Raw genomic sequence first — 13,934 nt, 5'->3', positions numbered from 1 at the left:
TCTTTCTCTCCAGGATTGGCCGGGAAAGAGCTGGTGGCCCGGCCCCGGCGGCATGACCCGACCAGCCTACGCCAGGGGTAACCGCCGCCGACTCCCCCGCCCGGGGGAGCTGGGCGGCGGGTCACCGCGCCCGGGTCGGGCCCCGGTTCAGCCCAGCGCGGCGGGCTCCAGCAGGCGGATCGTCACCTCGGGCGCGAAGCCGCTGTCGTGGGCCACCCGGCGGGCGAACTCGGTGATCCCGGCCAACTGCCGCTCACCGAGCGAGAAGTCCAGCGCCTGGCTGAAGTAGCGCTCCAGCACCGCCGCGTCGAACGGCTCCCAGCGCGCCGACTGCGCGGCCACCTGGTCGGCCTCGGCCAGCGAGAGGTCGCGGGACTCCAGGAACGCCCGGTGCACCGCCGCCACCAGCTCCGGCCGCTGCTCGACGAACTCGCGCCGGGCCGCCCAGACGGCGAAGACGAAGGGCAGGCCGGTCCACTCCTTCCACATCTCGCCGAGGTCGTGCACGGTGTACCCGCACTCCGGCCGCGCCTCCAGGGTGGCCCGCAGCGCCGGGTCCCCGATCAGCACGGCGGCGTCGGCCTCGGCGAGCATCGCGTCCAGATCGGGCGGGCAGCTGTAGTACTGCGGCCGGACCCCCTCGCGCTCGGCGAGCAGCAGCTGGGCGAGGCGCACCGAGGTGCGGCTGGTGGACCCCAGGGCGACTCGCTTGCCGTCCAGTTCGCCGAGCGGCAGCTTGCTGACGATCACGCAGGACATCACCGGGCCGTCGCTGCCGACCGCGATGTCCGGCAGCACCACCAGCTCGTCCGCGTGCCGCAGGTACTCCACGCAGGTGATCGGGCCCACGTCGAGCGCGCCGTTCACCAGCAGGTCACTCAGCTTCTCGGGGGTGTCCTTGGTGAGCTCGAAGTCGAGCAGGCTGCCGGTGCGGGCCAGCCCCCAATAGAGGGGAACGCAATTGAGGAACTGGATGTGGCCGACCCGCGGCCGGGTCAGCGGCGCTCCCCCGGGGCCGCTCGGCCCGCTGCCGGGACCGGCTCCCACTGCCTCTTCCACCAGATCAGCCACCGCGTGCTCCTTTGCCCGTTCGTCCGGTCTTCGCAGCGTATGCCCGGGGGCTCGGCAGGCCCGCGCGACCCCCGTCCGACACACTTCAAGCCAACTCCGACACGCCCCTCTGGCACCGCGAGACACCTCTGGTCGAGCCCGCGCCTCCGTGCTACGGTTTCATCCAGTTGCAGTTTGATTCCCCTTGCAGTACTTGAAGCCTGCGGAGCATGTAACCGCGGGCTTTTTGTAGTTTTTCAGCATTGCAGCATTGTGCGAAAAACTCCGGGCCCACTCCGGAGGCGGGGCGATCAGCGCAGCGGACCGGTTGCCACACGGTGTGGTAACCAACACGTCCCTCGCAAGGAGAACGGCATGGCCACGGGAACCGTCAAGTGGTTCAACGCTGAGAAGGGCTTCGGCTTCATCGCCCAGGAGGGCGGCGGCCCCGACGTCTTCGTCCACTACTCCGCCATCAACGCGAACGGCTTCCGCTCGCTGGAGGAGAACCAGGCGGTCAGCTTCGACGTCACCCAGGGCCCGAAGGGCCCGCAGGCGGAGAACGTCACCGCGATCTGATCGCCGGCTCAGCGCGATCCGAACACCTTCTGATGGCTTGATCGCTCAGGACCTTGCCGCGCGCCTGGTCCACCGCCGGCCCTCCCGTGGGCCGCACGAGCATGACTTGCAGTACCAAGGGGGCCCGCCGAGCGGGCCCCCTGCCGTTTCCCCGGGCCCGGCGCGGGGCAACGCTTCTCCTGCGGTACACCGTTGACGGCCGACGCCACCTCCCGTGCCGCGCCGACCTCCCCCCGCCGTCCGGCTGAACGTTCGTACTCGAACGTGTGATTCGGCGTTTCCGTTCGCCGTCAATTCCTGCGTACCCGACGGTCTCCGATCCGATCCGGTTCAGTCCGAATCGATCTGATTCGGGCGTTCCGGCCCGAGTCCGGTTCCCGCACCCGCCGGACGGCGACCTGACGAGCCGTGCACCCGGCGACAGGTGACCGACCGTCCGAAAACCGACGGCCGCCCGATCGGCACCACCATCACCGCGCAACGCATCCGAGCCCCTCCCTCGGCGGGTGCCGGGGAAGGGGCTCGGGCGCGGACCGGTGACTCAGGCCGCCACGGCCACCTCGTCCTCGCGCTGCTGCACGGCACCCGCCACCGCGTACAGCTCGGCGGACGGCGCGTTGTAGGCGACCAGGTCCAGCGTCTTCTCACGGGCCGACACCAGGATCGGCACGACCACCTGGCCGGCCACGTTGGTGGCGGTCCGCATCATGTCGAGGATCGGGTCGATGGCCAGCAGCAGGCCGACGCCCTCCAGCGGCAGGCCGAGGGTGGACAGGGTCAGGGTCAGCATCACGATGGCGCCGGTGAGGCCGGCGGTGGCGGCGGAGCCGATCACCGAGACGAAGGCGATCAGCAGGTAGTCACCGATGCCGAGGTGGATGCCGTAGACCTGCGCGACGAAGATCGCGGCGATCGAGGGGTAGATCGCGGCGCAGCCGTCCATCTTGGTGGTGGCGCCGAACGGGACGGCGAAGCTCGCGTACTCGCTCGGGACACCGAGGCGCTCGGCGACCCGGCGGGTGACCGGCAGGGTGCCGACCGAGGAGCGCGAGACGAAGGCCAACTGGATGGCGGGCCAGGCGCCTTGGAAGAAGCGCAGCGGGTTCAGCCCGCCGACGAAACGCAGCAGCAGCGAGTACACGACGAAGAGCACCAGCGCGCAGCCGAGGTAGATGTCGGCGGTGAAGGTGGCCAGTGGGCGCAGCAGGTCCCAGCCGTACTCGGCGACGGACTTGCCGATCAGGCCGAGGGTGCCGAGCGGGGCCAGCCGGATCACCCACCACAGGGCGGTCTGCACCAGTTCGAGCAGCGACTCGTTGAGCTTCAGCACCGGCGCGGCCTTCTCACCGGCCTTCAGGATGGCGGCGCCGGCCACCACCGCCAGGAAGACGATCTGCAGCACGTTCACCTTGAGGAAGGCGTCCGCGATGTTGGTCGGGATGATGCCGGTCAGGAAGTCGACCCAGGAGCCGGTGCCCTGCGGCGCCTTCAGGCCGCTGGTGGAGAGGTTGGTGCCGTGGCCCGGGTCGGTGACCAGGCCGATCGCCAGGCCGATGGAGACCGCGATCAGGCTGGTGATCCCGAACCAGAGCAGCGTGCGCGCGGCCAGCCGGGCGGCGTTGGTGACGTTCCGCAGGTTGGCGATCGACACCACGATCGCGGTGAAGACCAGCGGCGGAACGGCCAGCTTGAGCAGCTGGACGAAGGTCTTGCCGACGGTGTCGAGCGTGGTGGTCAGCCAGGAGACGTCGTTCTGCCGGGCGACGAAGCCCAGGACGACGCCGAGCACCAGGCCGGCGACGATCTGCACCCAGAACGGGGTGCGGCGCAGCCGGGCCAGGCCCGAGGGCGCGGGGGCAGGGGTGGTGCTGGACATGGGGGTGCGGCTCCGAGGCGGGAGTGGGGAAAGCACGGGCAGAGGCAGCGGGGGGATGGGCGGCGCACGGGAGGCGTCCAGGCCAGGTCAGCCGACCGGCCGGACAGTTCACAGCGAGAGGTACGCCGCCTGACTACAGCTCGGAACGCGACACGAGCCCACACCCGGCAGGCACCGCGACAGCGGCAGCGCGCACGGCATGAGCGAACCGCTCATGTCCTGCTGCCGGAGTGCGCCTGGGGTGGTCATGAGCGACACATTAACAGTAAAGATTTGAGATCTTCAAAGTACTTCTTTGAGATGAGACGGCGACAGGGTCTCCACATGAGCGGGCCGCGGGGCCGTCCCGATCAACGGTCCGTCAGATTGACCGACCCTAGTTATACGTATAACTTGAGGTGACACCCCCCGCCACCACTGCCCGGGAGACCCCCGTGGGCTACCTCGCCCTGCTCCGCGCCCCGCACGTGACCCGACTGCTGCTCGGCACCCTGCTCGGCCGCCTCCCGGCCGGCATGACCGCGCTCGTCATCGCGCTCGCGCTGCGCGAGGCGGGGGCGCCGTACAGCAGGATCGGGCTGGCCACGGCCGCCTACGCGATCTCGGCGGCGGTCGGCGGCCCGGTGCTCGGGCGGATCGTCGACCGCACCGGGCAGCCCCGGGTGCTGGTCAGCTCCGCCGTGGTCGCCGGGTTCGGCTACGCGCTGCTGGCGCTGGCTCCCGGCAACCCGGCGGCCGGGATCGCCGGCGCCGCACTGGCGGGCCTGTGCATGCCGCCGCTCGAACCCTGCCTGCGCGCGCTCTGGCCCGACGTGGTCGCCCAGGAGCAGCTCGACACCGCCTACGCCTTCGACTCCGCCTCCCAGCAGATCCTCTACGTGGCCGGCCCGCTCGCGGTGGCCGGCATCGCGGCCCTCGCCAGTCCGGTCGCCGCGCTGTGGACCGCCGCCGGCCTCGGCCTGGCCGGTGCCCTGGTGGTCGCCACCGCCGGTCCGGCCCGCCGCTGGCAGGCACCGCCGCGCGGGCACGGCGCCGGACTGCTCGGCCCACTGCGCTCCCCCGGTCTGGTCCTGCTGCTGATCGGCCTGGCCGGCGCGGGCTGGACGGTCGGCGCGCAGAACGTCCTCTTCATCGCCTACGCCGAGCGTCACCCGCACCAACTGCCGGGCGGCGCCGGGCTGCTGCTCGCGCTGGCGGCACTGGCCGGGCTGCTCGGCGCGCTCGGCTACGGCGCGCGGAGCTGGCGCAGCGACACCGCGACCCGCACCTGGGCGCTGGCCCTGGCGATGGGCGTCTGCTACCTGCCGCTGCTCCTGCTGCCCGGCCCCGGGCCGATGGCGCTGCTCGCCTTCGTCTCCGGCATCGGCCTGGCCCCGCTGCTCGCGGCGGCCTTCGTGCTGGTCGCCGAACTGGCCCCGACCGGGACGGTGACCGAGGCCTTCGCCTGGCTGGTCACCCTCTTCGCCACCGGCAACGCGCTCGGCTACGCGGTCTCCGGCTCGCTGGTGGCCGGCTCGCTGGCGGCGGTGGCCTGGTGTTCGGTCGGCGGGATCAGCCTCGGCGGGGTGCTGCTCTTCCTCGCCCGGCGGCAGCTGCGCCCGGCGGCGGCGCCGGCGGCGGCGGCCCGGCCCGTGCCGGTGGGCTGAGGCCGCGGCCCGGTGCTCTGACAGCACAGTGACGGCCGCTCAGGATCCTGGAGAGGATTCCTGAGCGGCCGTCGGTTTCACTGCTGCCGGGTCACCGGCTACCGGCTACCCGTGGCGGCCCGAGCGGCGGGTGGAGATCCGCAGCAGGAGCAGCCCGCCGAGAGCGAGGGTGCCCGCGAGGGCGGCGAGCACACCGCCGGGCAGGTCGCTGCCGGTGTCGGGCAGCGGGGGCCCGGTCCGGGTCGGGGACGGGGTGGGGGTGGGGGTCGGTGTAGGCGTGGGGGTGGGAGTCGGCGTGGCCGTCCCGGTCGGTGTAGGCGTGGGTGTGGGAGTCGGAGTAGGCGTGGGGGTCGGCGTGGGAGTGGGTGTGGGCGTGGGGGTCGGCGTGGGAGTGGGTGTGGGCGTGGGGGTCGGCGTGGGAGTGGGTGTGGGAGTGGGAGTGGGGGTCGGCGTAGGCGTCGGAGACGGCGGACAGGTCGGCGTCGGCGTGGGGGTCGGAGTCGGCGTAGGCGTAGGCGTAGGCGTCGGAGACGGCGGCGCCGCCAGGATCACGCCCATGTCCAGATCGAGATCCCGCTGCCCACCCGCCAGGTGCACCGTCTGGGTCACCCCGGTCACCGGGTCGGCGTCCGAGTCGAGCGCCGGATCGGTGCCCGCGCCCCGCTTGGTCACCGTGGCGCCGGCCGGCAGCGTGGCCAGGTCGAAGCGGACCGCGTAGGACCCGTTCGGCAGGTGGTCGAAGAGGTAGTACCCGTCGGCGTCGGTCACCGTGGTGACCGGGTTGCCGTTGCGGTCGCGCACCGGCTGCCCGTTGCCGTCGAGCAGTTCGACCCGCACTCCGGCCACTCCGGGCTCGCCCGGCTGCTGGATGCCCGAGCCGTTGAGGTCCTGCCAGACCCGGTCGCCCAGCGCGTTGTTCGACGGCTCCGGGTGCTTCACCCCGACCCCCACCTTGGCCGGCTCGGCGGGCAGCAGCTGCTGGCCCGAGGCGTCGGTGGCGGTGTAGGCGAAGCTGTTCCAGGCGTACTCGCCGTCGGGCGCGTCGACCGAGGCGACCATCGGCCAGGTGAGCATGAAGGAGGCACCGGAGGCCAGTTCGCCCGGCCGGCTGACCCGGAACCAGGCGGCCTGGCCGGGCCCGGGGAAGGTGCTGCTCCAGGTGGCCGAGGCGTCGCAGCCGGCGTTCTGCGCGGGGGTGCGCAGGGTGTCCGGCAGGCAGGGCTGCTTGGCGGTGCTGTACTCGATCACCACGGTCGGGTCGGTGCTGGTCAGCGGCTCGCTGAGGGAGGGTGCCCAGGCGCTGCCGCGCGGCGCGTCGGGGTGCAGCACGTAGCCGTCGCCCGGGGTGGGCAGGCGGTCGTAGGCGACGAAGTCGTGCACCGCGTCGGGCGAGTCGTTGCGGACGGTCATCCGGTAGGAGAGCTGCCCACCGGGGGTGGCGCTGCCCATGCTGCCGTAGTCGCTGTCCAGGTCGCCCTTGACCTCCTTGTACGACCGCAGCACGGCCGGGACCTGCACCTGGACCTCCGAGGAGGCGTGGCAGAGGGTCTCGGTGGTGTTGCCGTCACCGTTGAGGTCCATGCTGTCCGGCGCGGAGCCGCTGTCGCTGCCGTTGTACCGGCAGGTCACCGGCTGGGACGGGTGGTCGGCCGTGACGTAGACGTCGTTGGTCAGCGTGCCACCGCGGACGCTGCCGGCCACCTGGGCGTCGAAGAGCATCCGGTAGGCGAGCTGGTCGTGCAGGTAGGTCATGTCGGGGGCGCCGGCCGGCCAGGTCATCTTGATCACCTGACGACCGCCCGGCCCCGGGGAGACCTCCACCGACTGCGGCGCGGGCAGGCCCGGGTAGCCGGGGTCGGGCCGGGCCGAGCCGTCGACGTAGATCAGTCCGAGCGGCAGCACGTCGTACAGCACCAGCGGACGGTCCAGCGCGCGGCCGGTGCGGTTGTACGGGATCACCTGGAAGGTGGCCGTGCCGCCGGGCGACAGCACCGAGCCGGCCACCGTGGTCTTGGCCGCGCCCAGGTTGGTGCCGCCCGTGACGGTGCTGTTGGCGCAGGCGTTGGCGGCGGCGTCGTTGCTGCCGTCGGTGGCCGTGGTGTCCACGCAGTTGGTCAGCGGGTCGGGCGCGGTGCGGCCGTCGTGCCCGGTGGCCAGCATCTGGACCAGCACCTGCACGCCGTTGCCCGGGCTCCAGCCGGTCGGGATCGGGCCGTTCCAGGTGAACCGCAGGCCGTCCAGCCAGCGGCCGGCCGGGATGCCGAGCACGTCCGCCGCCGGGTCGCCGGCTCCCTCGGCGAAGGTGATCCGCCGGTTGGCCGCGCCGTTGAACGCGGTCGCGGGGGTGAAGGTGTGCCAGGCCGGGTCGCCGTTGAGGCGGTACTCCAGGGTGAGGGCGATGCTGGTCGGGTTCCACGCGTCGAGCTGGATGGACTGCGGGGCGAACCAGTTGTAGAGGCCCTCGGTGGTGCCGCTGCCCGGGTCGGTCATGGTCAGGCTGGTGGCCGGGCCGTCGGTGTTGGTGGCGGAGAGGCTGAAGCCGTTCAGGTCACCGGCGGTCGCGGTCGAGCGCCAGCTCTTGCTGGTGATGACGTGCACGCCGCTGGTCGGCGGCCGGAAGGTGGGGGTCTCGGCGGTGGCGGTGTCCAGGTCCCGCTCCGGCTCGGGGCCCAGCGGATCGCCCTTGAGGGTGACCGTGTTGGTCGAGGTGGTCCCGTTGGGGAACCGGTCCTCGGGGTAGTTCACCACCAGCACGCCCGGGAAGCGGCAGCCCGCGTGCCCGTTGCCCGACCGGAACGCGCCGATGTCGTAGCCCCAGGTGTTGGGGCCCGGCGGCACCTGCGTCCAGCCCGGCGAGCGGCTGGTGTCGACCACCGCACCGGGCGGCAGGGTGTCGAGCAGCCGGCTGGTGTCCAGGTCGACGTTGGGCACGCCGTCGGCGGAGCAGGCGGTGAACTGGTAGGTGACGGAGCGTCCGTCGCCGCTGCTGGTCTGCACCCCCTTGGTCACCGTGTACTCCGGCTGGACATGCGCCGTGGTCTCGGCGGTCGCCGTCTCGGCGGTCTCGCCGTCGGCGGTCATGGTGGCCGTGTTGACCGAGTGGGTCCCGTTGGCCGTGGTCCAGTTGGGGTAGCGCAGCACGACGGTGATGGTCGCCGTGGTGCCGGGGCTCAGATCGTGCAGCTTGATCTTCATCGTGCCGCCGAGGCTGCCCTCGGCCGGCACGGTGGAGCCCGCGATGTCCACCGAGGACGGGTCCGGGGTCCAGCCGACGAACTCCATCCCGGCCGGCAGGGTGTCGGTGATCAACCCGTTGTGGCACTCGGTGATGGAACAGGTGTAGCGCAGCGTGTAGGTGACGTTCTCCCCGGGCACCGGGTCGGGTCTGTCGACCGTCTTGGTGAAGGAGATCGCCGCCTGCGCGGGCGGGGCGAGGGCGCCGCTGCCGAACAGCGACCCGGCGAGCAGCGCCAGCACGGCGACGAAGCGCGCGAGCATGAGGCGGGAGTGGTGGATCCGCATGCCGAGCAGTTCATCCGACTGTGTTCCGGTCGGGTTGGCGGCACGGGGAGGGGTGACGGTAATTCAGCCGAGCGGCGTAGGGCGGGGCTACGCCCGGTGCTCCCATGGGTTCAGCACGAGCGCACCGGTGCGGGCGAGGTGCTTGGTGTTCCGGGTCGCCACCGTCCAGCCGTTCGCGATGGCGGTCGCCGCGATCAGCGCGTCGGGCGGGTCGATGCCCGCCCCGGCTCTCTTCAGCTTCTGGTGGACGGAGAGATAGGCGATGGCCTCGCGCTCCCCGATGGGAGCGATCCTGTCCCGGTATTCGTGCCGGATGCCCTCCAGCGTCCGCTCGAACGTCGCCCGACGTAGCGGGTCAGAACTGGCCGCGATCCCCGCTTCGATCTCCGCAACGGTGATGACACTCAGGACGAAGGCGGTGGCCGGAACCGACCGGGCCCAGGCCAGCACGGCCTGGGCCGGCTTCGGCCGGGTGGTCAGCTCAGCGACCACATTGGTGTCGAGCAGGAAGATCACTCGCCGTCCGCCGCGCTCTCGTCGTCGTAGGAGCGTGCGCCGAACGCCAGGCCCTCGAACGGGGTGGACAGCAGGTGCTCCAGGAAGCCGTCGCGCCCAACGGTCGCCCAGCGGTGGAGTATGGCGGGCAGGGCGTCGATATCGGTATCGGCGAGTTCCGCGTCGAAATGCGCCACCTGGTCCGCGGGCAGCGACTCCCGGATTTCGCGGATGGTCCGCAACGGGTGCGGCGGCTGCATACCGCCGGACGGCAGCGGCGGGGTCGGGGCAGTGCTCATGATCAGCTCCTCCAGATGGCCGCTCGCGGCTGGTGAACCGAGGACCAGCCTAGCCCTGCCGGATATCCGGTTGCCCCGCTCGCGGTGCGGTACGCCGAGCGGCGTAGGGCGGGGCCGGGCTCAACGAGTGACCGCTACACCGCCACCAGTCGGACCCGGTCACCGCAGAGCTTGACCATGTCGTCCAGGTCGGAGGTCAGCAAGACCACCGGCCGCTGCTGGCGCAGCGCCAACTCGGCCACCACCGCGTCGATCGCGTACTTGTGCCCGTGCAGGCCGGCACCGATCAGCAGTGCGGACGCGGCCCGGGCCTCCTCGTCACCGACGTGCACGATCCGCAACCCGGACAGCAGCCACCGGAGCCGGGCCTGGTCCGTGCGCCCGTGCGCGGCCTCAGTGATGGTGAGCGCGCTGATCACCACCTCCATACCGCGTTTGCGGGCCTCGGCGACCAGCGCGACGGTCGGCTCGTGGTCCTGGGCCAGCTTCGACAGCCCTTCGGAGTCGAGCACCAGCGTGCCTTGCTGACTCAGCCTGCGGCGGGCCATCCGCCCTCCTCGGCGAAGACCTCGTCGAACACCTGCTGGGCGCGGGCCTGCTCCGCCGGGGAGACCGGGCCCTTGCGCCGCTCGTAGTCGGCCAGGTACTCGTCCAGGAGCTGGCCGCGCAGCTCACGCTCCACCGCCGAGGCGATGAAGGCGGAGAACTCCCGCTTACCGACCCGGGTGCGGATCGCCTCGGCGGTCCCCTCCGGCAGGGAGAGGCTCACCCGCGTCGCAGGGCCCTCGCCGATGCTGTAAGGCGTCTCGGTCATGGGGCAAGATTATCAAAGAAGTAGGAATACGGGCCGGCGCGCGGTTCTCGGCGGTGGTCGCCGCGTTCCTGGGCTGACGGCTCAGCCGGAGGCCGTGGAGGATCTGACGATCAGTGAGGTGGCCAGCGGCGCCCGCCGCTCCACCGGGTGGCCGTCCAGGCGGGCCACCAGGGCGGCCACGCCGACCCGGCCGAGCTGCTCGCCCGGCAGGTCGACGGTGGTCAGCGGCGGGGTGAGCAGGGCGGCGATGGAGACGTTGTCGATGCCGACCACCGAGAGGTCCTGCGGGATCCGCAGGCCCAGGTCGGCTGCGGCCTGGTAGACGCCGGAGGCGACCACGTCGTCGTCGCAGAGCACGGCGTGCGGGCGGTCGGGGCGACTGAGCAGCTCGGTGGCGGCGGCGCGGGCGGCGCTCTCGCCGCGGTTGAGGTGGACGCCGAGTTCGAGCACCGTGAGGTCGCGGGCGGCGGCCTCGAAGGCGGCCTGGCGGACCCGGAAGGTGTGCGCGCTGTGGGTGGAGCGCAGCCGGCCCAGGCGGCGGTGGCCCAGGGTGAGCAGGTGGTCGACGGCGGCCGCCATGCCGCCGGCGAGGTCGAACTCGACGGTGGGAGCGCCGCCGGCCGCGGCCGGGTCGGCGTCCAGGAAGACGGCCGGGGTGCCCGGCGGCAGCTCGCCGAGCTGGCTGTCGTCCGGCGAGCAGATCAGCAGCCCGTCGAAGCGGCTGGTGGTGGCGGCCTCGGCGAGGGTGGCGGCGCTCCAGCCGGAGCTGACCACGACCTCGAGGCCGTGCCGGGCGGCCTCCTCCTGCACACCGGCCAGCACCCGGCCGAAGAACGGGCCCTGGAGGTTGGGGACGGCGAGCAGGACCAGGCCGCTGCGGCCCAGCCGCAACTGGCGGCCGGCCGCCTGCGGGCGGTAGCCGAGGCCGCGGGCCGCCTCCAGCACCCGCTCGCGGGTGGCGGCGGAGACCCGGTGGCCGGCCTCGCCGCCGGAGAAGACCAGCGAGACCGTGGCCTGCGAGACGCTGGCCAGTTGGGCCACGTCGCGGCCGGTGGGGCGCCTGCTCGGGGCACCCGGCTCGGCGGGCGTCGGCACGGCGGTCAGGACTGCGGGGCCGAGCCGGCGTCGAACGCGGTGGCCGCCCCGGCGCGGGCGGCGTCGTCCGCCGCGTCCTCCTCGGCGTTCTGCTCCGCGATCCGCTGCCCGGCGCGCGAGCGGATGCCCGCGACCTTGCCGACGACCTGCTCGGACATCTCGTCCCGCTGCTTGCTCAGCACCACGTAGCTGATCGGCGCCGAGAGCAGCGCGGCCAGCAGCACCAGGAAGACGAACCCGGTGGCGCCCACCACCGGGATGATCTGGAAGTGGCCCAGCAGCGTGGTGACCAGCAGGCAGCCGAGGAAGATGCTGGCCCGCAGGGAGGTGTAACGGAGCGTGGCGTGGGACTTGCTGCTGCTCACGGGTGGCTTCCTTCGTGACGGGCGGTACGGCGGGTACGGCGGCTGACGGCGGGCGGGCGCGCCGCCCGATCGCGGCGGCAGTCTCCCAGTGAAGCATGCCGCCGTGACCGGGCAGCGCCCGCCCGCTGTCAGGGCCGCAGGTCGAGCCAGAAGGTGATGTCGTCGCGGTCGTCCCCGGGCGCGATCCGGATGGCGTCCGGCACCCGGCCGACCTCGGTATACCCGCAGCGCCCGTAGAACTTCTCCAGGCCCATCCCGCCGCGCGCCGTGAGCCGCAGCCCGGCCAGCCCCCACCCCCGGGCGATCCGCTCGGCCTCGGCCATCAGCTCGATGCCGTAGCCGCGCCCCTGGAACGCGGGCGCCACCATGACCCGCTTGAGCAGCCGCCAGTGGTCCATCAGGTCGAAGCGCATCGACTCGAAGAAGAGCACCCCGGCGAGCGCGCCGCCGGACCTGGCGACCAGCAGCCGGTCGGCGTCCGGGTCGCCCACCTTGCCGACACCGGCGAACTGCTTCTCCGCCGTCGGCCACACCCGGCCCTCGGTCACCGGCGGGACGAAGCCCACCGCACCGCCCGCGTTGGAGACGTCGGTCCAGAGCGTGACGATCTCCGCGCACAGTTCCGGGGTCGGTTCGGGGTCGAGGGTGAAGTGCAGGGTCATGGTTCCGGATGCTACTGGGCGGTGGCGACGGCCCACCCGCCCCCCCGAACCGGCGGCGGCGCAAAGCACGGTGGCCGCCGGGCGTTCCTGGCCCGGGCGGCCACCGGTACGGGCCCTGACCCGCACAGCGGCGCTCCGCACTCGCCAAGGCTCCGGCGGCCGACCCGGCCCGAAAGCCCGATCCCCCAAGCCAGCTGGTCCTTGGCGTCCCCTCGCAACGGAGAGCTGACCCAAGAGTGATCAGCTGGATACGACACGTCAATGGCTTGTCCGAAATTCGGAATGGTTGCGCTCCGTTTCGGCCTGCCGAACGGCACAATCCGGCCGTCAGGCCGTCAGCGCACCGGATTCCGCCGCGCAGACCGCCGATCCGCAGCCTGCCCCGTCCCGGTCGATCTCGCACCAGACCAACTTCCCCGAGCCCTGCGGATACCAGCCCCAGCGCACGCAGAGCAGCTCGACCAGCTCCAGGCCCCGCCCGTTGGTGGCCGCCGCGCTCGCGTGCCGGGGTGCGGGGGCGCTGCCGCTGGCGTCGGCCACCTCCACCCGCAGCGCCGCCGCGTCCGGCGGCCAGCAGAGCCGCAGCACGGCCGGCCGGCCGGTGTGCACCACCGCGTTGGTCACCAGCTCGGAGACCACCAGCACCAGCGCCTCGGCGAACGACGTGTCCGGGTCCGCCCCGAAGGCGAGCACCTGGGCACGGACCCATCGGCGGGCCCGGCCGACCTCCACGGGGTCGGGCGCCACCGCCAGCTGTACCTGAAGCACCTGCACCGCTCCACCACCTGCTGCCTGACGAGCTACCGGTAGGACTGTCCTCGACGTCGGCGGCCCAGGGCTCGGACGGGCCCAGCACCGGCGTGACGAAACCTACCGCTCCGGCCCCGGCGACCCGCGGCGGCCACGCGGCGAAACCACCCGTGCGACATATGTCCAGCGGCCCTCGAACAAGAGGGACAGCTCTTCGGATAAAAGACCCTCAGAGCCCGCAGCACCGCTATACCGTGGATCCATGACCGCACCGGACTGGGACCAGCAGATGCGGTCGCGGTTGGCCCGCGGCGAGGAGAGCGCCCTCGGCGAGCTCTACGACCAGCTGGCACCCCTGGTGCACGGTCTGGCCTGGCGGATCCTGAGCGACGAGGTGGCCGCGGCGCAGCTCACCCGCGAGGTCTTCGGCCATCTCTGGGAGCACCCGGAGGAGTTCGACCCCGAGCTGCGCTCGCTGCGCTCCTGGGTCGGTGAACTCACCCACCGGCGTGCCGTGGAGCGGCTGCGCCGGGCCGACCTGGGCGCCGCGGAGATCGACGACCGGACCGCCGACGCCCGGGTGCAGTACGTGGTGGCCGCGCTGCCGCCGCCGCTGCGCGAAACGCTGGAGACCACCTGGCTGGACGGCCAGACCTACCAGGAGACCGCCCGCCGGCTCGGCATCAGCGAGCAGGCGACCAAGCACCGCCTCCGACTCGGCCTGCAACTGCTCGCGTCGGAACTGGAGTTCGGGTCATGATGGCGGCAAGACCGGGGCCGC

Annotated in this window: 14 protein-coding genes; 3 read left to right on the top strand and 11 right to left on the bottom strand. The window is 72.5% G+C overall.

Going from position 1 to position 13,934, the window contains the following annotated elements; translation table 11 throughout:
- Positions 1-147 precede the first annotated feature (147 nt).
- The gene (locus OG403_RS21265) at positions 148-1,047 is read right to left on the bottom strand and encodes a menaquinone biosynthetic enzyme MqnA/MqnD family protein (RefSeq protein ID WP_329572420.1); all 900 of its coding nucleotides are present in this window, start codon (positions 1,045-1,047) and stop codon (positions 148-150) included.
- Positions 1,048-1,425: 378 nt separating this feature from the next.
- Here OG403_RS21265 and OG403_RS21260 point away from each other — a divergent pair, with 378 nt between their 5' ends.
- Positions 1,426-1,629: a cold-shock protein gene (locus OG403_RS21260; RefSeq protein ID WP_030235313.1), complete on the top strand. Its 204-nt coding sequence runs from the start codon at positions 1,426-1,428 to the stop codon at positions 1,627-1,629.
- Between the two features lie 541 nt (positions 1,630-2,170).
- Here the strand turns inward: OG403_RS21260 and OG403_RS21255 are convergent.
- On the bottom strand, positions 2,171-3,505 hold the full coding sequence (locus OG403_RS21255) for a dicarboxylate/amino acid:cation symporter (protein ID WP_329566724.1): 1,335 nt from the start codon (positions 3,503-3,505) through the stop codon (positions 2,171-2,173).
- Positions 3,506-3,939: 434 nt separating this feature from the next.
- Here OG403_RS21255 and OG403_RS21250 point away from each other — a divergent pair, with 434 nt between their 5' ends.
- Positions 3,940-5,151, top strand: coding sequence for an MFS transporter (locus OG403_RS21250; protein ID WP_329566721.1), 1,212 nt, complete (start codon positions 3,940-3,942; stop codon positions 5,149-5,151).
- A 105-nt stretch (positions 5,152-5,256) separates the two neighbouring features.
- Here the strand turns inward: OG403_RS21250 and OG403_RS21245 are convergent, their stop codons facing one another.
- The 9 genes from OG403_RS21245 to OG403_RS21205 form a co-directional block, all read right to left on the bottom strand.
- Positions 5,257-8,673 carry an SdrD B-like domain-containing protein gene (locus tag OG403_RS21245; RefSeq protein WP_329566719.1) on the bottom strand — a complete coding sequence of 1,139 codons (3,417 nt, stop codon included), beginning with the start codon at positions 8,671-8,673 and terminating at the stop codon, positions 5,257-5,259.
- Between the two features lie 87 nt (positions 8,674-8,760).
- Positions 8,761-9,189, bottom strand: a complete 429-nt coding sequence (locus OG403_RS21240) for a type II toxin-antitoxin system VapC family toxin (RefSeq protein WP_329566717.1) — start codon at positions 9,187-9,189, stop codon at positions 8,761-8,763.
- The gene (locus OG403_RS21235; protein WP_329566715.1) at positions 9,186-9,467 is read right to left on the bottom strand and encodes a hypothetical protein; all 282 of its coding nucleotides are present in this window, start codon (positions 9,465-9,467) and stop codon (positions 9,186-9,188) included. Before OG403_RS21235 ends, OG403_RS21240 begins: the two co-directional genes overlap by 4 nt.
- 134 nt (positions 9,468-9,601) lie before the next feature.
- Positions 9,602-10,015 carry a PIN domain-containing protein gene (locus tag OG403_RS21230; protein ID WP_329566713.1) on the bottom strand — a complete coding sequence of 138 codons (414 nt, stop codon included), beginning with the start codon at positions 10,013-10,015 and terminating at the stop codon, positions 9,602-9,604.
- Positions 9,997-10,281 (bottom strand): hypothetical protein, encoded by a 285-nt coding sequence (locus tag OG403_RS21225; protein WP_329566711.1) that lies wholly within the window; start codon positions 10,279-10,281, stop codon positions 9,997-9,999. Before OG403_RS21225 ends, OG403_RS21230 begins: the two co-directional genes overlap by 19 nt.
- An 81-nt stretch (positions 10,282-10,362) precedes the next feature.
- On the bottom strand, positions 10,363-11,376 hold the full coding sequence (locus OG403_RS21220; protein ID WP_329566709.1) for a LacI family DNA-binding transcriptional regulator: 1,014 nt from the start codon (positions 11,374-11,376) through the stop codon (positions 10,363-10,365).
- 5 nt (positions 11,377-11,381) lie between these two features.
- Complete coding sequence (locus tag OG403_RS21215; protein WP_329566707.1) at positions 11,382-11,741, bottom strand: DUF4229 domain-containing protein; 360 nt, start codon at positions 11,739-11,741, stop codon at positions 11,382-11,384.
- A 128-nt stretch (positions 11,742-11,869) separates the two neighbouring features.
- Positions 11,870-12,403, bottom strand: coding sequence for a GNAT family N-acetyltransferase (locus OG403_RS21210; RefSeq protein ID WP_329566705.1), 534 nt, complete (start codon positions 12,401-12,403; stop codon positions 11,870-11,872).
- 327 nt (positions 12,404-12,730) lie between these two features.
- A complete protein-coding gene (locus OG403_RS21205; RefSeq protein ID WP_329566704.1) occupies positions 12,731-13,177 on the bottom strand; it encodes an ATP-binding protein in 447 nt (148 codons plus the stop codon).
- 238 nt (positions 13,178-13,415) lie between these two features.
- Between OG403_RS21205 and OG403_RS21200 the strand changes: the two genes are divergently transcribed.
- Complete coding sequence (locus OG403_RS21200) at positions 13,416-13,913, top strand: RNA polymerase sigma factor (RefSeq protein WP_329566702.1); 498 nt, start codon at positions 13,416-13,418, stop codon at positions 13,911-13,913.
- Positions 13,914-13,934: the final 21 nt, after the last annotated feature.

It is taken from the genome of Kitasatospora sp. NBC_01266 (genome assembly GCF_036242395.1).
Classification (GTDB): Bacteria; Actinomycetota; Actinomycetes; order Streptomycetales; family Streptomycetaceae; genus Kitasatospora.
This window is presented reverse-complemented; position numbering and strand designations above follow the sequence as displayed.